Origin of the sequence: Gilliamella sp. (genome assembly GCF_024104075.1) — a bacterium.
GTDB classification, from domain to species: Bacteria; Pseudomonadota; Gammaproteobacteria; order Enterobacterales; family Orbaceae; genus Gilliamella; species Gilliamella bombi.
Genome location: NZ_JAGGHR010000020.1, coordinates 1 through 25,253, shown reverse-complemented (window position 1 = coordinate 25,253; position 25,253 = coordinate 1). Strand labels below are relative to the sequence as shown.

Genomic DNA, 25,253 nt, shown 5'->3' with positions numbered 1-25,253 from the left:
TTAATTATCAATTACACGTGCAACTTTGCCGTGCTCTAGTACTACAGTGGTTTGTGCATGTTTTGACACTTCTAGTGAGTGAGTAACTACAATAATGGTACTGCCTTCTTTGTGCAGCTCATGTAATAAATTCATGACCATCGCTTCGTTGCTTTCATCTAAATTACCAGTTGGCTCATCGGCCAAAATCAGTTTTGGATAGTTAATCAATGCTCTAGCAATACAAACACGTTGCTGTTCGCCACCTGATAACTGCCTAGGTAAGTGTTTAGCTCGAGCAGCAAGCCCAACACGTTCGAGTGCTTGCATAGCCTCTTTTTCGTCAACCATACTATGATAATATTGAGCAAGCATGACGTTTTCTAGTGCGGTTAAATACGATACTAAATGAAATTGTTGAAAAATCAGACCTATCTTATCTCGACGTATTTCGGTTAATTCTGACAAAGAAAGCTGAGTAATATCTTGCCCGTCTAAAATCACTGAACCAAGTGAAGGTTTATCCATACAACCAATGATATTCATCAAAGTTGTTTTACCGCTACCAGAAGGTCCCATAATTGATAGCCATTTACCTTCTTCAACTGTTAAATTTACTTCAGACAGTGCATGTAGTGAACCATAAATTTTAGACACATTTTTTACTTCGAGCATATTCATACTTTATATCCTATTCACCGCGTAATACTAACGCAGGCTCTACTTCAAGAGCACGTTTTACTGGAATTAAACACGCAATTACCGTTACTATCACTGAGATAATGATAGTGGTTGGGATCAGATAAAACTCAATAATAATTGAACGTCCAAACACATTGGTACTAATAATTTGAGCAAAGATAAGCCCGCATATAGCCCCAATAAAGCCACCAATAACACCTAAAACTAATCCTTCAGCTAAAAACTCTTTTGCAATACTTTTATTGTTGGCTCCTATCGCTTTTTTAAGACCAATTTCTTTACGACGCTCCATTACCACTGTCATCATAGTGGTAGCTACACAAATCATGGTAAGAACGAGTACAACAAAAGTAACTAAATAGAGTAACGAGGACAGTTTGCCTAATACAGATGCTTCTGACTTTGTCACCCATTTAATTAAATGAGGTTCAACTGTTGTCATTTGTTTTTTTATTTTTTCAATGTACTGTTTTAATTCTGTTTCTGTGGCGGCAATGCTTACTTCAACAACTTCGGCTTGCTCGCTTTCTTCAAGTAATTCTTCTAAATCGTGCAGATCAACAAAAATAAAGTTATCTTCGGAACGTCCAGTTTTAACAATACCTGTAACGGTGAGTTCTTCATCAAAACGAGAATCTTGTTTAGATTTGCCGGAAATCGGCATAGTGCTACCAATGTTTAATTTAGCAAAGTTAGCAATATCAGTACCAATCATTATTTCATGTGAATTTTGTGGTATTGAACCTTCAATAGACCAATAAGGACTGGTTTTTACAACTTGTTTAAAGTCGGTCCCCACAATAGTATAAGGTTGCTGATTACTACGAATTGAATTATAACGAAATGGGGTAACACCAAGTAATTTATCTTCTGGTAAAAAGGTAACCGCTTTATTAACCTCTGTCATTGCTACCGTTGATTGATTATTGGCAGGTAGTAGTAGAAGATTGGCACCATAAGAACGGAATTCTTGTCCCATTTGCCGTGGTATATCATAACAAAGTGTGATCATACCAAGAAGAACCGTTGCTCCAATAGCAACGCCAAGCAAGGCGATGGCAATGCGAGAACGGCGTCGGATAAGTGAACTTAACACGGTTTTAATTATAAAGCGCCTATTTTTATTGATCATGAGACTTACCTTTCACCTTATCGACCATGTAACACATCAGTTGGACGCAAAAACATCATAATACGCAATGCTGGTAAACTACCTAAAAAGGTAATTAAGATCACCATAATTAGGGCTAAAGGAATAATTATCATCTTAGGCTCAACAAAAGAACCAAACACTGTATGACCAATAATTTGCGCAAAACCAAAACCAATAAAGTAACCAAAAACTCCACCAAGTAAAGCAATAATAAAGATTTCAGTTAATATTAGCATTGCAACAGCTGTATTAGTTGCACCAAGCGCTTTTAATAGGCCAATTTCGGTACTGCGCTCTATAACGTTAGCAGTAACCAAATTCGAAATAGCAAGCGCCGAACAAATCAATGATAAGATAGTTAATAATAACATTAGTAATTGTGTTTTTTGTAAAATAGATCCTTCTGACTCAGCAACTTGCATAATAGCTTTAACACGTACATCAGGCATTAACTCTTCTAGCTGGTATGCAATTGAGCTAATATAAGCAGTGCAATACCATGTATCCCATTCTGTTCTAGATAAACTGTTTGGATCTTGTGCTGCTTTACGAGCTAATTCGTTTTCTGGGGTTGTTAATGCACTAACCTCAACACGTTCAACTAGTCCTTTTTTATCGGCAAGATCTTGTGCAACTGGTAAAGAGACATAAATTTGCGTATCTTCAGCACCACCACTATGAAAAATATTGTTAATAGTTAATGTAAACTTTTTGTTTGTTTTCGTTGAAATTATATCTATCGTATCGCCTAGCTTTAGATTCCACTGTTTGGCTACAGATTCACCCACCATAGCTCCTTGCAAATTATCATCGGTCATGGTGTTTCCTTCAATTGTCCACCATGATTTCATGGCTAACATGCCCGTATCAACCTGATCACCTGTTGGAATATTAAGATGTTTATTAAACCAAGTACCTACCACCGTAATTGGCTTATCATGAAATGTCGCTTGAGTTGTTAGAAAAGGTGCAAAATCAACAATATTATAAGCCCAAAAAATCATCTTAATTCTAACAAGTTCTTCTTCTTTAATATATTGCACAGCTTGCCCACTATCATTGTTATCAAGCTGGTACATTTCATTAATGACAGCACTACCACGAGGAACGATATTGAGATTAGCACCATAGGCTTTTAGCTCTTGATTCACCTTATCACCTACGTCAAACATTACATTTAGCATAGCAGTAGCAAGCGAAACACCCAATGCAACCGTTAAGGCAATAAGAAAAAGTTTCTTTTTTTGGCGAATTAAAACACTTAATAACATTCTACAAAACATACAATATTCCTTTTAATACGCTTTTATTTGAAACGACTTTTTTCTGCTTCAAGGTTAGCTGGACGAATCACCATATTGCCGTCAATAATTTCGTATTTAAGTGGAACTGGGTTACATCCTCCTGAAAATCCAATCGTTGCAATGTTCATTACTACATCGCACAAAATACAAACGACTTGATCACCGCGTTGGTAGTAACCACTTGCACCACAAATATCGCAAGCATCAAAACCTACACCATAAGCATTATCGCTTTTTTTAATAACAATAAAGCGAACTAAAGTTCCATCTGTTGCCTGATAACCATAACGATGTAAATTACCGTCGTTCACTTTATCGAGAGGGATAACAATTAAGCCATCAGCATTAGTCAATATAGGCTCTGCCGGTGTAAGTTCTACGCCTTTTTCAAAAATGTAACGTGCGCGCGTCACAGTATATGCGGTTATTGCTGTACCTGCCATAATCATTAGGGCAGATCTTCTATCGCTACGTAATTGTGCTTTAAGTTTACGAATTTGAGCAGGGTTATTACCCACTAACGAAGTTGTTTTTGATTTGATATACAAAACATTGGCTAAACAAAGCACAATTGCCATGAAAATAAAGATAAAGAAATTAACATGACCAAGAATAAAAATAATCAACTCCATCATCCATGGTTGGGATGAGATAAAACGCCTAACAATCAAAATTTGTAGAATATTAATACTATTTTGAATAGTGAAAATAATAATTGACAGTGAAGTAATAGCAAAAATAAATTTTGTCGATAATCGTCCACATATACGGAAAGTAAATAGCACAGTTAACAAGATTATAAGTAAAGCAAATCCATAACCAACCCATTTAAACAAGTAATCATTATTAAAAATAGAGTCCATTCCGACAGAAAATTCGAATGGATAGAGCATTAAATTAGGTAAAGACTGTGCACTTATCAAACCAATACTTAGCACAAATAACATTGTAAAAAAGAATTTACCAGTTCGATTATGGGTGGATTTTTGCAAGCAAATAGCAACAATCAACGGTATAGCAATAATAACCCAAGGTATGATCACTCCAAGATCATAATATTCACGAACAGCAAACCCTGTGTTGCGTTTTAAAATGGCATAAATCAATGCAGCAATAAAGCCCAATACAAAACCAAACAAAATAATTTTTTTAATATGATGAGGCGTGGATCTTATAATTGCAGCGCTCAGTAATGCCATCATCATTGCTGGAACGAAAGTATTATCGGTAATATTGATAAGGTATTGAAGCATATTCATTGCCTAACTATTGCAAATATTATTGGTGAGCATAATGCTCACCAATAACTGATTATTAATTATTTAATATAATTAGTTATTTTAAAATCATTACCATGCGCGTGGAATGTAATCAAAGTCCCAAGAAACTTCGATAGGTTTGCTCCAAAAGCGTCCTTCCACACCTGTTTCTTTATCAACATGTAGTAAATAACCTTGTTTTTCTGGATTTTCAATCATAAATGTTACTTTATATTTACCAGCACCATCTAGTTTTATATTATTACCATAGTGAGGACCATCAGATGCATTCATTGGCATAAAGTTACCTTCAATTACTTTATCACTGCCTTGCTTTTGAATTTTATATTTTACAGTTAAGTAAGGAACAAAATCACCTACGCCATAACCTAAGTTATTACCTTCTGCAGCTGAAATATCAGCTTCAATGTGCATGTCTGATTTTGAGGCTGGTAAACCACCCATACCAGCGGGTTCCATATCAACAGGTTGGAAATAAACAGCACCAATGTGTAATGGCCCCACGGTTACTTCATCACCAATTGGAAACTCTTCAAATCCTTTTTGTTCGCCAGGTGCCGGTGCTGCTGCATGAACGAATGAAGATAAGGCAAGTATTGAAGCAATACCTGCTGATAAAATTAATTTTTTCATTGAAAACTCCTTCTCTTAGTTTTTGAAAATTTATTACACTTGTTTTTTTGGGTATTAACACAACTCAGTTTTTCAATCCGCATTTATGCAATTTTAAGCAAATAAGCAATATTAATAATTATTGCTTTTTACAACTATGTTTAGCTTTGTAATATATGACAGAAACTACTACAATAAATACCATAATTATTTGTGGAACTAATGTCTCGACTGTTGGATAAATACCTAAAACTTCGACAGAATGTATAAAATCAACAGAGGTAACTGGGATCATATCTGCCTCTTGTAATTCTTTTACTCCACCACCGGCAAAAGCTATTGCCATGATATACATCAAAATACTAGTGCCAATAAAGAATGGGCGAATTGGTAATTTCATGGTACCAAAACGAATAACGACAAAAATAATCGCAAGAATTATCGTTCCAATAGCTAGCCCATACCAAACCATATCCATGTGTTCTTTAGCTTCAATTAGCATTGCTTGGTAAAACAAGATCGTTTCAGCACCTTCACGAAAAACAGCTAAAAAGGCAGCAAAACCTAAGGCAAAGCGACTACCAGATGACACTGCTGTTTGTACCTTTTCTTCAACATAGCTTTTCCAAGCCTCAGCTTCTGCCTTTGAAAACATCCAATTACTAATAAAAAATAGTACGACTGTTGCCAAGAGCATAGCAATTCCTTCAATAATTTCTTGATTTGCGCCGCTAATATCAAACACAGTATGAAGAGCAATTGCCGCTAAAATACTGGCAAAAATAGCTACAAGTGAGCTCATATAAACTACTTTTACCATGGCAAGATGTCCAGAACGAACCAAATAAGCTGAAATTGCCGCAATCACTAAAATCGCTTCCAGCCCTTCCCTAAAAATGATAATAAACGAAGCTAACAGAATGCTCCAACCGCTCTCTTGCTTACCATCTAGTTCGTTAGCATCTTCATGTAACATTTTTAAAATAGTATCAATTTCATTTCTAACAACTTTATTCGACGCACCATCGGTCATTAAACGTTTAATTTTGGCAAATTGATATTCGGTATCGGTTCCTCGTTTACCCGAAATATAAGACATAACCGCACGCTCAACCCCATGCTTTTCATAAAAGCCAAAATAGGCATTATTAACTCGAGCTTTAGCACGTTCAACATCTTTCATAAAATAGATATCATAAGCGTCATTTAAGATGGTATCCATTTCGTCAACAATAGCATTCCAACTTTCGTATTTTTTTTCGGCAGCATAAGATGATGGGGCCAAAGCCATTAAACTTCCAATAAGAAGCAAAGCAAGTATTAAAAATCGTTTCATATCTTAACTTTACCTTTTATTTTCCTATTAAAAGCATACCTAGTGGTTTACTGCCTTCTGGTAATTGTAGCTCTTGGCTAATAACTTCTGGTTTAATGGAGTGAATATAACGAGCGCTTAATTTTAGTGCCGACGCAACTAAATAAGCGTTTTGACTCATTGCACCAACGGCCGTGTAATTAAAGTTAGCGATTTGTTCTGGATTTATATCGGTTAATGCACTAGCATCCGACACAAAAATCAATGAATAGGCTGCTCGCCTTGTAAAACTTTGCAAACCAATATCAGCACGAATATCTTTATTATTAATTTCTTTTAAATAATGACCTTCCCACTCATATAAAAAAGTACCCTTTTCACTGGCGAGGTAGATTCTCACATAAGGAGATTTACCCTTAACCATCGGCACCGTCCACCCTGTTTTACCACGATTTAAACCACTTGCAGCCCAAAGTACTGTCGAAAGTTCGTCATCAGAAATTTTACCAGTAGGAAAGCCCCCCCCAGGAGTTGAAGATCGTTTTTTTAGACTTTCAAATAGACTCATTCCATCTTTAGTTTGAGGGGTAGGTAATGCAATATCGGCATAACAAAAAGAGTGTGAAAACAAAGATACAAATAAAATAACAACTATTTTCCGTATAAACCACGGCATAGCAACCTCGGACATTATCGCAATAATTTCATCAATATCTTATTGCGAATAGAATTAATTATCAACCTCAAATAATAACAATTATCATTTAAGGTACTATGGTGCTATAATTATTATTCATACAATACATACCCAATTTCGAATTTCAAAACCACAAATCAAACATTATCAACCGATACTTTTATTTTTTTATCCATTAAGTATATACTTAGGCAAAATTGATTTTTGAATATATTGAGTAACAATATCTTATGCCATTATCGACATTAATTGTTTTGCCACTTTTTATTATTACAATTGTTTTTGCCTCACTCTTTAAACAGACAAAATGGCAAATGCTAACCATAACTTTACTAACGATCTTTATTGTAATGGAGCTAACTTCTATCTATTTTAGTGGTGGCTTTATTGATTATCAGTTTTATGTAAATTTAAACATTAATGACATAATCGAAGGGCTATTTATTTTTAAATTACAAGCAGTCTTAGTTATCGTTGTCTTTTTTTCCCTTATTTTTTTGCTATCAAAACTCGCAGATTTATGCAAACGTAAATGTCATTTAGTATTTCGTCTGTTACTAGCCTTTGTGGCAATAGTATCCATCAGTTACAATAATGGTCCATTCAGTCGCTTATACGAAATCTATCAAGTTACAAGCGCACCTCGTGAGCCATTTGAGCAGGCGTTACAATCACTTAATATGACTCACTATACCAATAAAGATCAGCTTGTTAGCTATCAAGGTAAAAATATTATTGTTTTATCTTTAGAATCATTTGAACAAGGCTTTTTCGATTTTGAGGATATTACCCCTAATTTACAAAAACTTCGCCAAGATTATACCTTTTTTGCTAATATGCCCATGAGTCCAGGAAGCTCATGGACTACCGCATCGATGTACACTTATATGACCGGCATGCCCTTTCTAATTGGTGGCTACACAACATCACCACTAATGCGCGCAGACAAAACCAATCTAGTTAGCCTAGGCGATATACTTAATCAAGCGGGTTATCAAACCCGTTATGTAATGGCTAGCCCTGATTTTGCTGGTATTGGTCACACTGCAGAACTGTTTGGTATGCAAGTCATTTCTGAAAAAAACTATGTCGGCCAATATCCACCAGCACCTTTTGGGCTGTATGACAAAGACATTTTTGATGTAGCGCAAAAACAAATTACTGAAATGCGCAAAACAAAAAAACCTTTTGCTTTATTTATTTCAACTGTTTCAACTCATGCACCAAATGGTTTTGATGATGAAAGAATGAAATCGGTTATTTCACCAAAATCAGATAATATGTCTTTCGTTGCTGCTTCACTAGATCATAATTTGGGAATTTTTATCCAACATCTAAAAGAAGAAGGTGTATTAGAAGATACTGTATTTTATATTTTTCCAGATCATTTAATGATGGGAGCAGGCACACCAACAATCAATCGTCTTTCAGAAAAAGAACGCAAACTTTATTTATTAACAAATGCACATACGCAAGATCTACAAAAAAACACTGATCAAACTATTTATCAGATTGACTTACCTCGTTTAATTTTAAATGGAGCCCAAGTCAAAACTAACGCTAAATTTTTGACTGACTATTTAACTGAACCTAATTTTGATAAAAAACAGTTTATTGAACAAAATAAATCTAATATTGCAACGCTCAATAATTCAGCACAAGTATTTAAATAGGCACGAAAAATGACGTTTGATACATTAATTTTTGTCTCTACAATTAGCTTTTTAGGTATGATCTCACCTGGGCCTGATTTCTTTTTGGTGTTAAAAAATAGCTTAAGCTATAACCGCAAGATAGCATTGCTCACTTGTCTAGGCGTCATCATCGCCATCTTAGTTCATATGAGCTATTGTATTGCGGGTATTGCAGTACTTATCACCACAACTCCACTTCTTTATAACGCCTTACGCTATGCGGGTGCCACTTACTTAATATGGCTTGGCATAAAGGCACTGCTCGCTCAAAAACCAAATACCACCTATATTGGTAAGCCACAACTCATGCAGCCAATTTCAGAAAAATCAGCCTTTATGCAAGGTTTTTTATGTAATTTACTTAATCCTAAAGCAACGTTATTTTTTTTAGCTACCTTTACTCAAGTGCTTAATGCAGAATCATCAACACTTGATAAGCTAATCGTTGCGTTTATTATTTGGATTGAAGGTGTTTTTTGGTGGCCTTTTGTCGTCTTTATTTTTCAAAGGCAAAGTGTACAACGACGTTACTTTAAAATTCAATTTATAATTGATAAATTACTAGGAGGCATTTTAATTACACTAGGAATTAAAGTTGCCCTAGGTTTTTAGATTATTAAAAAGTAATTAGTAAATATTAAGTCTATACTTTTTTGAATATTTAAACATTAATTGTTAAACTAAAACCTGTTCATCTTTTATAATCGCCTTGTCCTTAATTTCCGATTATAAATGCACTGATAACACGTTTTATTCAATAGGCTAATTAAATGGATAAATTATTACAATATGGTCGAGAGCTTCTTGAATTGGAGATATACGAAGCAAAAAAATTACCAGATAGATTAGGCAAAGATTTTGTTAACGCATGCAAACTTATTTTAACCGCCAAAGGTAAAGTCGTTGTTTCGGGTATTGGAAAATCAGGGCATATAGGGAAAAAGATTGCCGCTTCGTTAGCTAGTACAGGAAGTCCTGCTTTTTTTATGCATCCATCGGAAGCCCTGCATGGCGACTTAGGAATGATAACTCAAAACGACGTAGCTATATTAATTTCATACTCGGGTCGAGCTAAGGAATTTAATTTAATTTTACCTATTCTTACAGAAATGCAGGTGCCTGTTATTGCTATCACTGGAGGGTTGGATTCACCACTTGCTAAATCAGCCCAAGCAATTCTTGATATTTCAATTGAAAAAGAAGCTTGTCCTATGGGACTTGCGCCAACCTCTAGTTCAACTAATACATTATTAATGGGGGATGCGCTAGCAATTGCAGTAATGCGAGCACGAGGCTTTAAAGAAGAAGATTTTGCACGCTCCCACCCTGCAGGTAGTTTAGGGGCTAAATTACTCAATCATGTCAAAGATGTAATGCGAACAGGTGATCGTATTCCTAAAATACCACAAACTGCAACCGTATTTGATGCCATGCTAGAATTAAGCCGTACAGGAGTAGGGCTAGTTGCAATCTGCCAAGATAATAATAAAATAGTTGGTGTATTTACCGATGGTGATTTACGTCGCTTATTATTAAAAAATGGTACATTACAAGATAACATTATGGACGTTATGACCAGCTTGGGACATCGCATTCCTGAAAGTTGGAAGGCTGTCGAAGCACTAAAATTATTTACTGATCATAATATTACTGCCGCTCCGGTTGTTAATAACAACAATGAATTAGTAGGGGTTTTAAACATCCATGATTTGCATCAAGCTGGTATTAGCTAAAAGTATTGGTAAATACCTATTGCCAAAAGGTACTATCTATTGAGATAATTACCGACCTAAATTTTTGTCGTTAGACGGAGATCCAAGAAAAGTTACACAATGATAAAGCGAATGATCATATAAATCAAAGCAAGTTGACATTGTGTTGTATATTTTAACCAAAATTAACAGATGATGAAACAACAATGGCAGAAAAGCGAAATATCTTTCTAATTGGCCCAATGGGGGCAGGAAAAAGCACTATAGGCCGACAAATTGCACAACAGTTAGGCATGGATTTTTTTGACTCAGATCAAGAGATTGAAAAACGTACTGGAGCCGATATTGCATGGATTTTTGACCTAGAAGGAGAAGAGGGATTCCGAGCCAGAGAAGAAAAAGTCATTAACGAATTGACTGAAAAACAAGGTGTAGTTCTTGCAACTGGTGGGGGTTCAGTCTTATCTAAAGAGACACGAAATAGATTATCCGCTCGAGGAATCGTTGTCTATCTTGAAACAACCATTGAAAAACAGATGGCAAGAACACAAAAAGATAAACGCCGCCCATTACTACAAGGAAGCAACACACCACGTGAGCTTTACGAAGAGCTAGCTGGAGAGCGCGAACCACTTTACGAAGAGATTGCTGATATTACAATTAAAACCGATGAACAAAGCGCCAAAGGTGTTGCTAATTATATTATTGATAAAATAGAGCAAATTTAAGTCGTGTATTTTAGAAATAATAGCTAATCATTAAGTAATAAATCTTTTGATAGGTTAAGGAGTAAGTATGCGTGTAGATAAAGATGACCGTTATATATCAGAACAACCCAATAAGGATTCTGCGCATTCATTCAGATTACTTAGTTTTCTTCAAGATCTTCCAAAGAAAAAATTAATTATTTTTGGTTCAGCAATTATTATTCTTTTATTGCTTGGTTTGATTATTTTTAATTCTTCTCGTAAAAAAGAAGGAACACCATTAACACCACCTGTGGTTAATGGAGTGGCTTCAACAGAAGAAAACAATAATACAATCACTGATGAACAAAATAGTGTTGGAATTGGTGGAAATCAACCTAAAAGTAATGAACTGGTGACAGATACATCAAACAGTACATTAAATAAATTTAATACACAACAACAGCAACTTGAATCCTTTTCAGATACAAGTAATGGCTTAAACCTATCAATAAATGACTCAAATGGAGATTCTAAAGCAAATCATCATTCTGCGGCAACATCTAATGGTAGGGTTAAATCAAATAAAAATAATACGAAAAAAAACACATCTAACTCTGTTAATCGTAAAACTGAAAATAATGATTTAGGGAAAAATATTAAGATAAAAAATGATCATTATGTCGTTCAGCTTAGTGCCTCTAAATCACTTGAAGGTCTAAAAAAATTTGTAAAACAAAACGATATAACAGATTACCATATTTATGAAACCAAACATAAATCTGGTTCAATGTTTATTTTAATAAAAGGCAACTATTCATCAGTAGATGAGGCACATAAAGCAATCAAGTCTTTGCCAAATGCACTACAGAAAGACAAACCATGGGTTAAATCTGGTGCAATGATTAATAAAGAAAAAGTAGCAAAATAACCAAGGATATCGTTTATTTATCCGATCAACGACAAATAGGAGTATCCGTTGAAGAAGCAACGAGCCTTTTTAAAATGGGCTGGAGGAAAATATGAGCTTGTGGACACAATTAAACGGTATCTACCAGAGGGCGATCAGCTAATAGAACCTTTTGTTGGAGCTGGTTCTGTTTTTTTAAATACTAACTATAAAAGTTATATCTTAGCGGATATCAACCATGACTTAATTTCATTATTTACATTATTAAAATCAAGTCCAGATCAATTTATCCGTGACCTTAGATTACTATTTGTTGCTCAAAACAATCACCCAGATGCGTTTTATCAACTGCGTGATGTATTTAATGGAAGTAAAGATCAGTACATCAGATCGCTTTTATTTGTCTATTTAAATCGACATTGTTATAACGGCTTATGTCGTTATAACAACAATGGACTATTTAACGTACCATTTGGACGCTATAAGACAATTTATTTTCCTGAAAAAGAACTTTACTTTTTTGCAGAAAAAGCTCAAAGAGCACAATTTTTTTGCGCACCTTACCACGAAGTAATGAAGAAAGCGGCAAAAAATTCAGTAATTTATTGTGATCCCCCCTATATACCCCCAAATGAATCAGCTGGATTTACGGCTTATTACTCAAATATATTTGGATTTGAAGAGCACAAAAACTTGTCAGAATTAGCTGAAACTATGGCGTATAAAAAAAACATACCCGTGCTTGTGTCTAATCATTATACTGATTACACAATGAACCTTTATAATAATGCAAGCGAACTTTATCGAACAGAAATGAGACGATCAATTAGCTGTGCCGGTAAAGGAAGAAAAAAAATTGACGAGATTCTAGCATTATACAAAAAGTCTTAGATAGCTAAATATAAAGCGAGTTATTAGAGGTAAGTTATGAAAGAATACATTATTGCTCCATCAATATTATCAGCTGATTTCGCTCGCCTTGGTGAAGATACACAAAAAGTGCTAGATGCAGGAGCTGATGTAATACATTTTGATGTCATGGACAACCATTTTGTACCTAATCTCACAATGGGAGCAATGTTTTGTAAAGCTTTACGAAACTATGGTATTAAGGCTCCCATTGATGTGCATTTGATGGTATCACCTGTTGAAGAGATAATTACCTCATTTGCCAAAGCTGGGGCAACCAATATATCTATTCATCCGGAAGCTACTGTCCATTTGGATCGTTCATTACAGTTAATTAAAGATCATGGCTGCACAGCTGGTATTGTATTTAATCCAACTACACCGCTTGATTATTTAGATTACGTCATGGATAAAATTGATATTATTTTATTAATGAGTGTTAACCCAGGTTTTGGAGGTCAATCTTTTATACCTTCAACAATTAAGAAATTACAACAAGCTAAACAGCGCATTATTGAATCTGGACGCAATATTCGTTTAGAAATTGATGGCGGTGTAAAAATTGACAATATTGCCGAAATAGCTAGAGCTGGTGCCGATATGTTTGTTGCTGGTTCAGCTATATTTAGCCAACCCGATTATAAAACAGTTATTGACGCCATGCGTAAAGAATTAGCAGGAGTTGAACATGAATAAACTAGAAAATATTCAAGCAGTAGCTTTTGATTTAGATGGTACATTAGTTGACAGCGTACCAGGACTAGCATTAGCAACACAAAATATGTTAGCAGACTTGAATCTACCTACAATCAGCAACGAGAAAATCAAAAACTTTGTAGGCAATGGTATTGATATTATGCTAGAACGAGTATTCAAAGCAATTGAAGTCGATCCATCAACAGAACTATTTGCCAAAGCTAAAGATCTATTTAATCAACACTATGATAAAGTCATCGATGCAGAAACAAAACTATTTCCCAATGTTAAAGAGACCTTAAAAGTACTTCACGATAATAATTATCCACTAGCATTAGTAACCAATAAACCGGCACAGTTTTTGCCTGCTTTGCTGACTTCTTTAGGTATAAAAGAGTACTTTTCATTAGTGCTTGGTGGAGGGGATGTGATCAAATTAAAACCACACCCAGCCCCTTTATACCAAGTAATGGCTAAATTTGGATTATTCTGTGATCAGTTACTTTTTGTTGGTGATTCAAAAAATGATATTACTGCAGCCCAAAATGCTAACTGCCCAACTGTTGCATTAAGCTATGGTTATAACTATGGCATATCGATTGCCACTAGCAACCCTGATTTCTTATTTGACGATTTTAAAGACATATTAACATTATTACCTCAGCCAAAAGCTAAGGCAAAAAAATAATTAGCATAGATTAGGAATAAATTATGAGCAAACCGATTGTATTTAGTGGCGCTCAGCCATCAGGAGAACTAACACTTGGCAACTACTTAGGTGCTTTAAAAAATTGGGTGGCTCTGCAAGGCGAATATGATTGCATTTATTGTATCGTCAATCAACATGCAATTACCGTACGCCAAGATCCGAACAAATTACGTAAAGCCACATTAGACACACTCGCTCTATATTTAGCTTGTGGTATTGATCCGCAAAAAAGTACCATTTTTGTACAATCACAAGTGCCTGCGCATGCAGAACTCGGCTGGGCATTAAACTGTTACACCTACTTTGGTGAACTTAGCCGTATGACTCAATTTAAAGATAAATCATCTCGTCATTCTGAAAACATCAATGCGGGATTGTTTGATTACCCAGTACTGATGGCTGCGGATATTTTGCTCTATCAAGCAAACTTAGTACCAGTAGGTGACGACCAAAAACAACATCTTGAACTATCACGCGACATTGCTATGCGATTTAATGCGCTTTACGGTGACATATTTACTATTCCTGAGCCCTTTATTTCGAAAGTGGGTGCTCGCGTCATGTCACTACAAGAGCCCACTAAAAAAATGTCTAAATCAGACGAAAATCGCAATAACGTAATTGGTTTACTCGAAAATCCAAAAGATATCGAGAAAAAAATAAAACGTGCAATGACCGATTCAGATGAGCCACCTGTGGTACGTTACGATCTAAAAAATAAAGCTGGTGTTTCAAACCTACTTGACATTTTAACTGGCGTGACAGGTAAGCCTATCAGCGAACTTGAAAAAGAGTTCGAAGGCAAAATGTATGGCCACCTTAAAACCGAAGTAGCAACACAAGTCATTGATATGCTAACTACACTTCAAGCGAAGTATCATCAGTATCGAGATGATGAAAGTTATCTAATTTCAATAATGCAGGAAGGGGCAGAAAAAGCACGCTCAAAAGCCGAACCAACTTTGAAAAAAGTTTATGATGCAATCGGTTTTGTATAATTGAAAAATTAATAACTGATTGTTACTAAAAATAAAACAGTATGCAATGGCTTTAATATACAAGGAAAATGGGTAACACTTAAAGCCATTTAAATATACAGGTTAGTTATGAAGATTATTATTCTTGGTGCAGGACAAACAGGTAGTGCGCTTGCTGAATATCTTGTTACTGAAAAACAAAATGATGTCACGGTGATTGATGAAAATTATGATAAATTACAATCACTACAAGAACGTTTTGATTTACAGGTGATTTGCGGAAAATCATCATACCCACAAGTTTTAGAAAGTGCTGGTGCTGAATCAGCTGATATGCTTGTTGCTGTAACTAACTCTGATGAAGTCAACATGATGGCCTGCCAAATTGGGCATGTCATGTTCAATATTCCACAAAAAGTTGCACGCATTAGATCACCTGAATACAATAACGAAAACTACCCTCTTTTCAATAAAGATTGTATTAATATCAATCATATCATTGCTCCAGAAAACCTTATCACCAACCATATTAGTCAATTAGTACAATATCCTGGTTCGTTACAATTTGCATCTTTTTACGACAATCGTGTCTGTTTGGTTGCCGTTACCGCTTATTATGGCGGTGCTTTAGTAGGTAGTGAATTATCAGAACTCAAAGAACATTTACCACATGTTGAAGCTCGAGTAGTAGCTATTTACCGTAAAAACCGTTTTATCCGACCGCTTGGTTCAACACTTATAGAAGCGGGCGATATGGTCTACTTTATAACTCCCCCCGTTAATATCAAAGCGGTGACCAGTGAGTTACAAAGGTTAGAAAAACCATATAAACGAATAATTATCAGTGGCGGTGGTGGTGTCGCTGTCGCTCTAGCAAAACGTTTAGAAAATAATTATCAAGTCAAATTAATTGAGCGAAATGCCGAACGAGCCGAATTAATTGCCGAGCAACTTGTTAATACAACAGTATTACATGGGGAATCATCGGATCAAGAATTGCTCTCACAAGAACAAGTTGAACTTACTGATCTATTTATCGCTGTTACCAGTGATGATGAATCCAACATCATGTCCTCTATGTTAGCCAAAAGAATGGGAGCGAAAAAAGTAATTGTATTAATTCAACGCCAAGCCTACCTTGAACTAATTAATGATAGTGTGATTGATATTGCGATTTCCCCACAACACGCCACAATATCTGAGCTATTAAGCCATGTTAGACAAACTGGGGTTGTTAAAGTTGTTTCATTAAGACAAGGAGAATCCGAAATTGTCGAAATTATTGCCAATGGTAATGGTGAAACATCAAGACTGGTTGGCAAAAATATTAATGGCCTAAAACTCCCATCGGGTGCAACCATTGGAGCTGTAGTGCGTGGAGAAGATGTTATTATCGTTAATACTGATTTAACCATTGAAGACAATGATCATCTAATCATCTTCTTACCAGATAGAAAAGCAATTACTGATATTGAAAGATTATTACAATAGCTTGTTAAAAACAGATAATCAGTTCATAATAAAAAATCATTTTGACTCGGGGTGTTTTTTGTCTAAACAAAAAACTGAGATTTCACCCGTTGAACCTGATCTGGATTATACCAGCGTAGGGAAGTCTAAGCCATAAAAGCCTTAAATTGGCAAATTCTTCCCGACATTTATAAATTAATAAATCAGTAAGAAAGGAAGAAATATGTCAGTAGCCAAATCATTCCAAATTACCCAAACCGCTCCTTTTATCAATCATATAAAACAACACCGCCCACTAGTGCATTGCATTACTAATGATGTAGTACAAAACTTTACCGCCAATGTACTACTTGCTATTGGTGCATCTCCAGCAATGGTGATTGCAGAACAAGAAGTTGCTGAATTTGTCAATATTGCCGATAGCTTACTGATTAATATTGGCACTATTCACAGCAACACAGCCCAAAGTATGCTATTAGCGGCCGCCAAGGCACAGCAGACACAAACCCCATGGGTACTCGATCCTGTTGCTGTAGGAGCAGCACTTAATTATCGAACTGAAATTGCACATCAATTATTATCATTTAATCCCGCAGTAATACGAGGTAATGCTTCAGAAATATTAGCACTAAATGGTCAAAAATCTTTCTCAAAAGGCCCCGACGGTCAAGACACAACTCAATCAGCTTTAAACGCTGCCCAAGAGCTTGCGCAAAAATATCAAACTATTGTCGCAATGACGGGCGATGTTGACTACATAACTAACGGAAACAGCACATATAGTATAACTGGAGGTGATATTGCTTTAACAAAAGTAACAGGTACAGGATGTTCATTATCTGCAATGGTAGCGGCTTTCATAGCTAATTCGCCTGACCCATTATCAGCCACTGCCTGTGCATGTTTTATGATGAAAAAAGCTGGTGAGCTAGCTAATAAACAACAAGGATTAGGAACTTTCTCGATATCACTATTAGATCAACTCTCAACATTTAACCCATCGCTTTAATAAGAAAATCAGATGAAAAAACGACTGGATTTAACCCTCTATTTAGTCCTTGATCCATTATTATGCGGTGGCATTAATGGCATGGTAAACACCACAAAGATTGCTGTTTCAAATGGTGTGACTGCAATACAGTTAAGATCTGAACGTGAGTTTAGCGGTAAAGATTGGTATTACGCCGCATTAGCATTAAAAGAAACACTAAAAGGCACGCCTGTACCACTATTTATAAATGACCATGTAGATATTGCTTTAGCGGTTGATGCCGATGGTGTCCATATTGGGCAAAGTGATTTGCCTGTTGATGTAGCTCGACAACTTATCGGCAAAGATAAATGGTTAGGCCTTTCGGTAACTAACCAACAACAACTTGAAGCAGTTCCTTGGCAGCAGGTTAATTATATTGGCATAGGCCCTATCTTTCCAACCACAACCAAAAAAAATGCAACGGTAGCAATAGGAACTGAACAATTAACTGAATTAGTCAAACTAAAACAGTGCCCAGCTGTTGCCATTGGTGGTATTGATGAAAGCAATGTAACTAGCATTATTCAAACGGGCATTGACGGCGTTGCTGTAGTTTCGGCTATTTGTGGCAAAAAAGATATTCAACAAGCAACATTATCGCTTATCAACAAAATCAAACAAGCTAAATAGGAAATACGATCATGACAACAATTGCATTAACCATTGCAGGATCTGATCCTAGCGGTGGTGCAGGTATTCAAGCCGATTTAAAAACCTTTTCTGCACTTGGTGCGTATGGTATGTCAGTTATCACCGCCCTAACAGCACAAAGCACCCAAGGGGTTGATGCGGTATTAGCTATATCGCCCGAATTTATTGAAGCCCAATTTAATACACTTTATCAAGATATTCAAATTGATAGCGTAAAAATGGGTATGCTAATGAATAAAGAAATAGTCACAACCATTCACCACCTACTTAAAACAAACCCTATTCCTACTATCGTGTTAGATACTGTAATGGTTGCTAAAGGTGGACATCCCCTTTTAAAGTCTGATGCCGTAACAGCTATTCGTGAGCTTTTATTACCCTTAGCCACAATTATTACTCCCAATCTACCAGAAGCAGCAGCGCTACTCGATTGTGATGAAGCTAAAACCGAAGATGAAATGCAAAAACAAGGGCATGAATTACTCAAGTTAGGCTGTAAAGCGGTATTAATGAAAGGTGGACACTTACCAAGCAAAGAAAGCCCTGATTATTTGATCACACACAATAATATAATAAGAATGACCTTTCCACGCATCCAAACTAAAAATACTCACGGAACGGGGTGCACATTATCAGCAGCTATTGCAGCATTATTACCTAAAAATAATTTAGAAGAAGCAATCGCCCAAGCAAAAAATTATCTACAAGGCGCAATTAGCCATGCCGATGATTTAAATATAGGGAAAGGAATTGGACCAACGCATCATTTTTACCGCTGGTGGTAATTGTTCAAAATATTAATGGGATTTACGTTACTAACTATTGCATATAACAACAAATCCCATACGCAACTAATGCAGATCTTTTGCTTCACTCGTACTACAACTGAGCGTTCCTCGCTTTCCTTGCTCGTCTTCAAAATAATCAGCCCAACAACTTTTCATTGATAAATCAATTTGTTTTATCAACTCAACTCTAGTTCCATTATAAGAACAACTAACATAATAAGGTTCAACATCTGTCTTATAATTAACTTCCCATATTAACTCATGTTTCTTACCGTCAACCGTTCCTTTTGCTGGTTTTAAAGCCGCCATTCTAGAAGGCTTATCGTGATAAACAATCATACTAAAAAAGGATGCCTCCTTACTATTTATATCATTAGAAACTTCCCACCCATCAGGCATATTTACAACTTCTTCTTTAATATTAAATTTTTGTGGACAATCAATCTGATAAGCATTAACAAAAAAAACTGCACCACACCAAGCCATAATAGCCACAGTAACACTCAATATTTTACCTTTCATAATATATCCTTATAACAATAGCCTATTAATAAACAGATAAAAGCATTCTAGCATTCCCCAAAATATGCCAATACCTTAAACAAAGTTTTATTAGTTCTGTTTTAATTTGAAATTTCAACAAATTAAAATAGAAAAGATGCTTCAAAATAGCCTAGTGCCGTCAAATATAGATGTAGTTATTACACAATCCTAACAAACTCATAACCAGCCTCATTAACAGCAGTAATCGCAGCTTCTTGCGAAATAGAACTATTTTCGATATCAACCTCGTGTTTGGTTAAATCAACGGTCACTTTTGCATTTGGATCAATATCATTAATTGCTTTTGTTATTGCTTTAACACAGTGTTGACAACTCATATTATCGACGATTAATTTCATACATCCTCACTATTTACGGGTTAATAGTAAAAAAAATTCATATAAAAACCTAAAATTACCACAAATTTACCTACAATATGATAGCATCATATTCCTTTTTAATATTTATAATAAATTTTATAGTGAAGAAAATAAAATACAGTTTACTACTAGCCTGTAGCCTAACACTTGTTGGTTGTTTTGAGCCTAGCTCTATTGAGCGTTGGATTGACAACCCTACCAATAACGAAATCAAAGTCACTATTGATGGAAATGAGCTAACCATTCCAGCAAAATCAGGTATTAATTATACCTTTAAATATGGCAAACATACCTTATCGTATAACAATGAAGACTTCAATTTTGTTGCAAAACCAGCTCAATATTTTTCAGAATCAGGCTTTATTAACCCAACACAAAGCAACTATTTTATACACACTCTCATTTATTCAGAATCTGATTTGGGTGAAGGAGAATATGAAAAAATTCTAAAAAAAGACAAAGAGTTCAATAATATTGAAGTCATTATTGACGGTGATGAAATGGAAGTTGAGCTTCCCCTAAAATTAATCAACGATGTATTTATCGAAAAAATTGATAATTATTGGAATTATTCTTATGATGAGCCATTTCCTGAAAAAGTCACCCAAAAATCAGATAAAAGCCAACCACATTACGAACGACTTAGAAAAATATATCGTGAAAGTGATTTTATTGATTTTTTAAAAGAAAATATTAATTGGAAAGAAGTTAGTTTCCATTATCGTCCTAAAAAATTCAGCGAAATAGAACAATATGTTATTCCTGATATTGATTTAAATAGCATAAAGTGTAAAGAAGGTCGCCAATATCTAGAAGGTCTTTTAAATGATTGGAATCATCTTCTTACCTTAAAAGGTAGTGATTTCACAAAACCATACAATGAGTTAGTATCAGAAGATGCAATAGATAAAGACTACGAAACAGAAAGCCTGTGTACAAAAGAAAACGATCCAGAGCAAACTTATAGCAAAGCATTAAGACAATTTACTGATGCTATCCAAAATACTCGCAATGCAAACTTTTATGTAATTAAATAGTATTGAGTGTTACTTTGACAAATAGAGACTACTTAGTAGCCTTTTTTGTTTTTAATTAAAAAGCCTATAAATAAAAACCACAAAAAATCAACAACTTTAATAACAAATTTTTTACTAGTAATAGCGTGGATTTTATGCGGTGGCTTCGGGCGTTTGGGCTTTTAGTGATCAAAATAGCTACAATCACCACATCAAATTTAGGGAATTAAAGCAAATTTCCTGACAACCTACACTTAGCCAGCTTGGTTAATAGTAAAAAAAATTCATATAAAAACTTAAAACCACTACAAATTTATTCATAATATGATAGCATCATAGTCTTTTCTTAATATTTATAATAAATTTTATGATGAAGAAAATAAAATACAGTTTACTACTAGCTTTTGGCCTAACACTTGTTGGCTGTTCTGAACCTAGCTCTATCGACCGTTGGATTGACAATCCTACTGCTAACGAAATAAAAGTCACTATCGATGGTAAAGAACTAACTATCCCTGCCAAATCAGGTGTTAATTATACATTTGAATACGGCAAACATACCTTATCGTATAATAATGACGACTTCAATTTTGTCGTAAAACCGGCTCAATTTGGAGAATCAGGTTTTATTAACCCAACTCAAAGCAACTATTATTTATATACAGTCATCTATTCAACCTCTGAAATTAGTGATGAGGAATACGAAAAGATCTTAAAACAAAACAGAGAAATCAATAAAATCCCAGCCATTATTGATGGTAAAGAGCAAGAAATAGAAATGCCAGCAAAATTAATTAATGATATATTGATTGAAAGGAGTGATTATCATTGGAATTATTCTTATGATCAGGCTTTCCCAGAAGAAATAACCCAAGACCTAAGATTAAAGAAAAACCAATCTTATCAAGAACGTTTTAGAAAATTATATCGTGAAAGCGACTTTATTGAGCTTATAAAAGAAGATGAACAAGAAGACATTAGTTTTCCTTACCAGCCTAAAAAGTTCAGCGAGATAAGCCAATATGTTATTCCTAAGATTGACTTAAATAACATAAAATGCGAAGAAGGTCGCCAATATATGGAAGGCCTGTTAAATGATTGGAATCATCTTATGACATTAAAAGGTAGTGATTTTACAAAACCATACAATAATTTAGCCTCAAATGATGCAATGGCGAAAAGCTATTCTTCTGTAGACAAATGCACAAAAGAAAACGATCCTGAGCAAAGTTACCGTAAAGAATTAAGGCAATTTGTTGATGCCCTCCGAAGTACTCGCGATGTTAATTTTTATGTAATTAAATAGCATTGCCTTAGTCATTTCCAAAATATAAAAGAGGTTGTTAAACAACCTCACTTTAAAGGTATAAGATTATTTTAAATAGTTTTATACCTTAGCGTTTATATGACAGACTGCATTCCCATATTTTTATCACTATAAAAAATATTTGTTAAAACTGACTTTGTTTAGCTAGTAATAATAAGCGGATGAATAACTAACCATCTGTTATAATTTCATCTATTTTTACTTCATATACTCATAGTTTTAATATATCGCATTAATTATTAAAGGAAATAAATCAATAATGTTACTTAATAACAATCAAAAATTAGGGCTGTTTTGCCTTGTGCTATTTTCGGTTAGTTTCATTATCTTAATGCAAGTGCATTTAATGCCTGCAGTAATTGCAGGCTTATTAACCTATACGTTAACACAAAAATTAGATGATTTTTTATCACAAAAAATGCTACGTTTTAGCCATAGGTCAAAATTAATTTCGGTATTGGTACTTACCACTTTAATTATTGGCATTTTTATTGGTGGCTTTTGGTATTTATTTGCTTGGTTTGTTGATATGGCCAAGCATCCAACCGAAACATTAACAAATTTGAAATTACTGGTCAACAATGTAATCAGCAGTCTACCAACAAGTATTACCCATTATTTACCTGATGATCTAGATGAAGTTAAATCAACTATAATGATTTACCTTAAAGATCATGTGTTTTATCTACAATCTATTATTAAAAAAGTGTTTCATGATTTAATTATATTAATTGTAGGTATGATCATTGGATTAATTCTGGGTTATAAAGAAAATCAACGCAACGCTGATCATAATCAAATTACACAAAGACCATTGACTAAAGCCTTGAAAACCAGCCTAAACCGATTAGTTGTGGTTTTCCAATATGTAGCTATCTCTCAAGTTGTGATTGCATTATTTAATACCGTAATGACGGCGATTTTACTATTTATTATTCTGCCCGTGTTTGGTATTCATTTGCCATTTAGTAAAAGTTTAGTGCTAGCAACATTTATTTTTGGTCTAATTCCAATTATTGGAAACCTGATTGTCAATACAATAATCTTTTTTGTCGCATTTACCGTATCATTTTCTGTTTCAATAATAATTATTGTTTATTTAATTTTAATCCATAAAATGGAATATGTACTTAATGCTAAAATTGTCGGCACAAAAATCCATGCTGGTATCTGTGAATTACTAATTGCGATGCTATTTTTAGAAACTCTTTTTGGTGTCATTGGTTTAATTTTTGCGCCTATTTTTTATGCGTTTATAAAATTATCACTAAAAGAATTACGAATTATTTAAATCTATTCAAATTAAGATTTGTATAAATTGATAGTTATCTGATTGTTATAAAATAGATTTTCATAGTAAAAAATAAGTTAATTTATTACCACATAGTCAAAACTTTAAAATCACCAAAATTGTTCAGATAAACCATTAATTTTATTGAAGCTTATGTTTAATGTTTTTAAATAAATCAAACATTTATAGACTGACTATTTTTTATTACACCGATTTTGGATTAAAAAAAGCGCTTTTGTTATTTAATAACCGCTGCTTAATAACAAAAGCGCACATACGTTGTCTGCTTCAGCCCCTCTGCAACTCAAAAATGGAGAGATAAACAGCTAAGGTGTACTGCAAATAACATGATCACGCAAGGTTGCCACGTCGTCATCCTTGCCACACATACCTAGGTCCCCCCCCCCCATGTGTACTGCTAAGAAGCCATTTTTTTCCTCCGAACAAGGGAAACTGGTCAAATAAGCAGAACCTACAAAACCCGCATCGGGGATAAAGAATGTGTCTATCATTCCCCACTCTGTGAAAAATCCTGCTCCTATTCGTCGTTGATAAAACCGATTACCTGACGACAGCTTAGCATCAATAGTTACTGCATTTTTGCACTTAGAATAGGAAGGATCAGAAGAATAAGGATTATGATCCACACAGACAGCGTTAGTCAAATCTTTTATCTGTGGCATACGATAACCCAAACTGCTACACCATGTAGTTTGGTTAGAAGCGGTATCTCTTCTATCTCCTCGATTGACGAACCACTGCCTCAACTCAAACCCATATCTTACTACCTCATTACCATCACTATCTTTACCCACTAACTCAAACTTCTGCGGTAACTTTGGTACAGTAATTCGGCTAGGATTCGGATTATCCCATTGATTTCCTGCCACTGGACCTGTTAGCTTAACACGGGGAAAAACTTTTCCCTTGTCTTCATCAGGAATCCACCTATCATTAGCTACAACATTTGTCACTGTTGCAGTAATTCCCTCATGTGTGACGGGTAACCATGTCAATTCATTTACATCTATTCCTGTTATGAGTAAATCAAAATATAAATTATGTGCACCTGTGGTCGGGAAATTTAGATTGTATGATTCAGGATCAATTGATTGAACTAAAAAGCCCTTATGAGGATTCCATATATCAACTGGGCTTGCAGGTAACTGGCTGTCAGCTTTCATTAGATTCGGTCTTACATAGTCAATAAGCACCGTCGAAGATAAAATTATTGCATCACTACGATGATTATTTACACGACCACTTTTACTAGTTAATGCCTGTAAATTCCATGAAGATGACAATAATAACAGCCCCAGCACCAATGAGCTTTTTTGGAACAATTTCGATAATACGTTGAGAGATAATTTGGAAGATACAAATAAATTTCGTGCAAGAACGCGTCGAATAGGATTATTT

Annotated in this window: 26 protein-coding genes and 1 riboswitch; of the genes, 16 read left to right on the top strand and 10 right to left on the bottom strand. The window is 34.8% G+C overall.

The window, feature by feature from the left end; translation table 11 throughout:
• The 7 genes from J6569_RS07535 to J6569_RS07505 form a co-directional block, all read right to left on the bottom strand.
• Positions 1-660, bottom strand: a complete 660-nt coding sequence (locus tag J6569_RS07535) for an ABC transporter ATP-binding protein (RefSeq protein WP_065561315.1) — start codon at positions 658-660, stop codon at positions 1-3.
• Positions 661-670: 10 nt separating this feature from the next.
• Positions 671-1,813: an FtsX-like permease family protein gene (locus J6569_RS07530; RefSeq protein WP_085163999.1), complete on the bottom strand. Its 1,143-nt coding sequence runs from the start codon at positions 1,811-1,813 to the stop codon at positions 671-673.
• A gap of 17 nt (positions 1,814-1,830) precedes the next feature.
• Positions 1,831-3,117: an ABC transporter permease gene (locus tag J6569_RS07525; RefSeq protein ID WP_065589492.1), complete on the bottom strand. Its 1,287-nt coding sequence runs from the start codon at positions 3,115-3,117 to the stop codon at positions 1,831-1,833.
• A 23-nt stretch (positions 3,118-3,140) separates the two neighbouring features.
• Positions 3,141-4,391, bottom strand: coding sequence for a Fe-S-containing protein (locus tag J6569_RS07520; protein ID WP_296318160.1), 1,251 nt, complete (start codon positions 4,389-4,391; stop codon positions 3,141-3,143).
• Positions 4,392-4,487: 96 nt separating this feature from the next.
• Positions 4,488-5,051, bottom strand: a complete 564-nt coding sequence (locus J6569_RS07515) for an iron transporter (RefSeq protein WP_034912235.1) — start codon at positions 5,049-5,051, stop codon at positions 4,488-4,490.
• Between the two features lie 118 nt (positions 5,052-5,169).
• On the bottom strand, positions 5,170-6,366 hold the full coding sequence (locus tag J6569_RS07510) for an FTR1 family protein (RefSeq protein ID WP_296302601.1): 1,197 nt from the start codon (positions 6,364-6,366) through the stop codon (positions 5,170-5,172).
• Between the two features lie 16 nt (positions 6,367-6,382).
• The gene (locus tag J6569_RS07505; RefSeq protein ID WP_085163996.1) at positions 6,383-7,036 is read right to left on the bottom strand and encodes a nitroreductase family protein; all 654 of its coding nucleotides are present in this window, start codon (positions 7,034-7,036) and stop codon (positions 6,383-6,385) included.
• A gap of 236 nt (positions 7,037-7,272) precedes the next feature.
• Between J6569_RS07505 and J6569_RS07500 the strand changes: the two genes are divergently transcribed.
• The 13 genes from J6569_RS07500 to thiD all read left to right on the top strand — a co-directional run bounded on the left by J6569_RS07500 (position 7,273) and on the right by thiD (position 19,274).
• Complete coding sequence (locus J6569_RS07500; RefSeq protein WP_085163995.1) at positions 7,273-8,715, top strand: LTA synthase family protein; 1,443 nt, start codon at positions 7,273-7,275, stop codon at positions 8,713-8,715.
• A gap of 9 nt (positions 8,716-8,724) precedes the next feature.
• Positions 8,725-9,348 carry a LysE family transporter gene (locus J6569_RS07495; protein WP_065589486.1) on the top strand — a complete coding sequence of 208 codons (624 nt, stop codon included), beginning with the start codon at positions 8,725-8,727 and terminating at the stop codon, positions 9,346-9,348.
• Positions 9,349-9,506: 158 nt separating this feature from the next.
• Positions 9,507-10,469, top strand: coding sequence for an arabinose-5-phosphate isomerase GutQ (gene gutQ / locus J6569_RS07490; protein WP_065589485.1), 963 nt, complete (start codon positions 9,507-9,509; stop codon positions 10,467-10,469).
• Positions 10,470-10,654: 185 nt separating this feature from the next.
• Complete coding sequence (gene aroK, locus J6569_RS07485; protein WP_034912252.1) at positions 10,655-11,176, top strand: shikimate kinase AroK; 522 nt, start codon at positions 10,655-10,657, stop codon at positions 11,174-11,176.
• Between the two features lie 67 nt (positions 11,177-11,243).
• Positions 11,244-12,065 carry an SPOR domain-containing protein gene (locus tag J6569_RS07480; RefSeq protein ID WP_085163994.1) on the top strand — a complete coding sequence of 274 codons (822 nt, stop codon included), beginning with the start codon at positions 11,244-11,246 and terminating at the stop codon, positions 12,063-12,065.
• A gap of 48 nt (positions 12,066-12,113) precedes the next feature.
• A complete protein-coding gene (locus tag J6569_RS07475) occupies positions 12,114-12,935 on the top strand; it encodes a Dam family site-specific DNA-(adenine-N6)-methyltransferase (protein WP_065589483.1) in 822 nt (273 codons plus the stop codon).
• A gap of 36 nt (positions 12,936-12,971) precedes the next feature.
• Complete coding sequence (gene rpe / locus J6569_RS07470) at positions 12,972-13,649, top strand: ribulose-phosphate 3-epimerase (RefSeq protein ID WP_296318159.1); 678 nt, start codon at positions 12,972-12,974, stop codon at positions 13,647-13,649.
• A complete protein-coding gene (locus tag J6569_RS07465; RefSeq protein ID WP_296318158.1) occupies positions 13,642-14,337 on the top strand; it encodes a phosphoglycolate phosphatase in 696 nt (231 codons plus the stop codon). The genes rpe and J6569_RS07465 overlap by 8 nt, the downstream gene beginning before the upstream one ends.
• Before the next feature lie 23 nt (positions 14,338-14,360).
• A complete protein-coding gene (gene trpS / locus J6569_RS07460) occupies positions 14,361-15,356 on the top strand; it encodes a tryptophan--tRNA ligase (RefSeq protein ID WP_174798624.1) in 996 nt (331 codons plus the stop codon).
• 108 nt (positions 15,357-15,464) lie between these two features.
• On the top strand, positions 15,465-16,826 hold the full coding sequence (trkA, locus tag J6569_RS07455) for a Trk system potassium transporter TrkA (RefSeq protein ID WP_065589479.1): 1,362 nt from the start codon (positions 15,465-15,467) through the stop codon (positions 16,824-16,826).
• A gap of 37 nt (positions 16,827-16,863) precedes the next feature.
• Positions 16,864-16,965: riboswitch (TPP riboswitch) on the top strand.
• 63 nt (positions 16,966-17,028) lie between these two features.
• Complete coding sequence (gene thiM, locus J6569_RS07450) at positions 17,029-17,814, top strand: hydroxyethylthiazole kinase (protein WP_174798625.1); 786 nt, start codon at positions 17,029-17,031, stop codon at positions 17,812-17,814.
• A gap of 12 nt (positions 17,815-17,826) precedes the next feature.
• On the top strand, positions 17,827-18,468 hold the full coding sequence (thiE, locus tag J6569_RS07445) for a thiamine phosphate synthase (protein ID WP_296318157.1): 642 nt from the start codon (positions 17,827-17,829) through the stop codon (positions 18,466-18,468).
• Positions 18,469-18,479: 11 nt separating this feature from the next.
• Complete coding sequence (gene thiD, locus J6569_RS07440; RefSeq protein WP_296318156.1) at positions 18,480-19,274, top strand: bifunctional hydroxymethylpyrimidine kinase/phosphomethylpyrimidine kinase; 795 nt, start codon at positions 18,480-18,482, stop codon at positions 19,272-19,274.
• 66 nt (positions 19,275-19,340) lie between these two features.
• Here the strand turns inward: thiD and J6569_RS07435 are convergent, their stop codons facing one another.
• Both J6569_RS07435 and J6569_RS07430 read right to left on the bottom strand, forming a co-directional pair.
• Positions 19,341-19,799, bottom strand: a complete 459-nt coding sequence (locus tag J6569_RS07435) for an STY0301 family protein (RefSeq protein ID WP_296318155.1) — start codon at positions 19,797-19,799, stop codon at positions 19,341-19,343.
• 179 nt (positions 19,800-19,978) lie between these two features.
• Entirely contained in the window at positions 19,979-20,179 is a 201-nt protein-coding gene (locus J6569_RS07430) for a heavy-metal-associated domain-containing protein (protein ID WP_034912296.1), read from the bottom strand.
• A 122-nt stretch (positions 20,180-20,301) separates the two neighbouring features.
• Here J6569_RS07430 and J6569_RS07425 point away from each other — a divergent pair, with 122 nt between their 5' ends.
• The 3 genes from J6569_RS07425 (at position 20,302) to J6569_RS07415 (ending at position 23,834) form a co-directional block, all read left to right on the top strand.
• Positions 20,302-21,237 (top strand): hypothetical protein, encoded by a 936-nt coding sequence (locus J6569_RS07425; RefSeq protein ID WP_174798628.1) that lies wholly within the window; start codon positions 20,302-20,304, stop codon positions 21,235-21,237.
• Between the two features lie 346 nt (positions 21,238-21,583).
• On the top strand, positions 21,584-22,522 hold the full coding sequence (locus J6569_RS07420; protein WP_296318154.1) for a hypothetical protein: 939 nt from the start codon (positions 21,584-21,586) through the stop codon (positions 22,520-22,522).
• A gap of 280 nt (positions 22,523-22,802) precedes the next feature.
• Positions 22,803-23,834: an AI-2E family transporter gene (locus J6569_RS07415; RefSeq protein ID WP_065589472.1), complete on the top strand. Its 1,032-nt coding sequence runs from the start codon at positions 22,803-22,805 to the stop codon at positions 23,832-23,834.
• A gap of 326 nt (positions 23,835-24,160) precedes the next feature.
• Here J6569_RS07415 and J6569_RS07410 read toward each other — a convergent pair.
• Positions 24,161-25,253: hypothetical protein (locus tag J6569_RS07410; RefSeq protein ID WP_296318153.1), on the bottom strand; the 1,093-nt coding region annotated here is incomplete at its 5' end.

Coding starts and splice junctions, on each gene's coding strand:
- thiE (WP_296318157.1), top strand. CDS start 17,827: ATGAAAAAACGACTGGATTTAACCCTCTATTTAGTCCTTGATCCATTA.
- trpS (WP_174798624.1), top strand. CDS start 14,361: ATGAGCAAACCGATTGTATTTAGTGGCGCTCAGCCATCAGGAGAACTA.
- J6569_RS07500 (WP_085163995.1), top strand. CDS start 7,273: ATGCCATTATCGACATTAATTGTTTTGCCACTTTTTATTATTACAATT.
- J6569_RS07430 (WP_034912296.1), bottom strand. CDS start 20,179: ATGAAATTAATCGTCGATAATATGAGTTGTCAACACTGTGTTAAAGCA.
- J6569_RS07415 (WP_065589472.1), top strand. CDS start 22,803: ATGTTACTTAATAACAATCAAAAATTAGGGCTGTTTTGCCTTGTGCTA.
- J6569_RS07480 (WP_085163994.1), top strand. CDS start 11,244: ATGCGTGTAGATAAAGATGACCGTTATATATCAGAACAACCCAATAAG.
- J6569_RS07420 (WP_296318154.1), top strand. CDS start 21,584: ATGATGAAGAAAATAAAATACAGTTTACTACTAGCTTTTGGCCTAACA.
- thiD (WP_296318156.1), top strand. CDS start 18,480: ATGACAACAATTGCATTAACCATTGCAGGATCTGATCCTAGCGGTGGT.
- gutQ (WP_065589485.1), top strand. CDS start 9,507: ATGGATAAATTATTACAATATGGTCGAGAGCTTCTTGAATTGGAGATA.
- J6569_RS07520 (WP_296318160.1), bottom strand. CDS start 4,391: ATGCTTCAATACCTTATCAATATTACCGATAATACTTTCGTTCCAGCA.
- J6569_RS07510 (WP_296302601.1), bottom strand. CDS start 6,366: ATGAAACGATTTTTAATACTTGCTTTGCTTCTTATTGGAAGTTTAATG.
- J6569_RS07435 (WP_296318155.1), bottom strand. CDS start 19,799: ATGAAAGGTAAAATATTGAGTGTTACTGTGGCTATTATGGCTTGGTGT.
- J6569_RS07535 (WP_065561315.1), bottom strand. CDS start 660: ATGAATATGCTCGAAGTAAAAAATGTGTCTAAAATTTATGGTTCACTA.
- aroK (WP_034912252.1), top strand. CDS start 10,655: ATGGCAGAAAAGCGAAATATCTTTCTAATTGGCCCAATGGGGGCAGGA.
- J6569_RS07465 (WP_296318158.1), top strand. CDS start 13,642: ATGAATAAACTAGAAAATATTCAAGCAGTAGCTTTTGATTTAGATGGT.
- J6569_RS07505 (WP_085163996.1), bottom strand. CDS start 7,036: ATGTCCGAGGTTGCTATGCCGTGGTTTATACGGAAAATAGTTGTTATT.
- thiM (WP_174798625.1), top strand. CDS start 17,029: ATGTCAGTAGCCAAATCATTCCAAATTACCCAAACCGCTCCTTTTATC.
- trkA (WP_065589479.1), top strand. CDS start 15,465: ATGAAGATTATTATTCTTGGTGCAGGACAAACAGGTAGTGCGCTTGCT.
- J6569_RS07515 (WP_034912235.1), bottom strand. CDS start 5,051: ATGAAAAAATTAATTTTATCAGCAGGTATTGCTTCAATACTTGCCTTA.
- J6569_RS07495 (WP_065589486.1), top strand. CDS start 8,725: ATGACGTTTGATACATTAATTTTTGTCTCTACAATTAGCTTTTTAGGT.
- rpe (WP_296318159.1), top strand. CDS start 12,972: ATGAAAGAATACATTATTGCTCCATCAATATTATCAGCTGATTTCGCT.
- J6569_RS07530 (WP_085163999.1), bottom strand. CDS start 1,813: ATGATCAATAAAAATAGGCGCTTTATAATTAAAACCGTGTTAAGTTCA.
- J6569_RS07525 (WP_065589492.1), bottom strand. CDS start 3,117: ATGTTTTGTAGAATGTTATTAAGTGTTTTAATTCGCCAAAAAAAGAAA.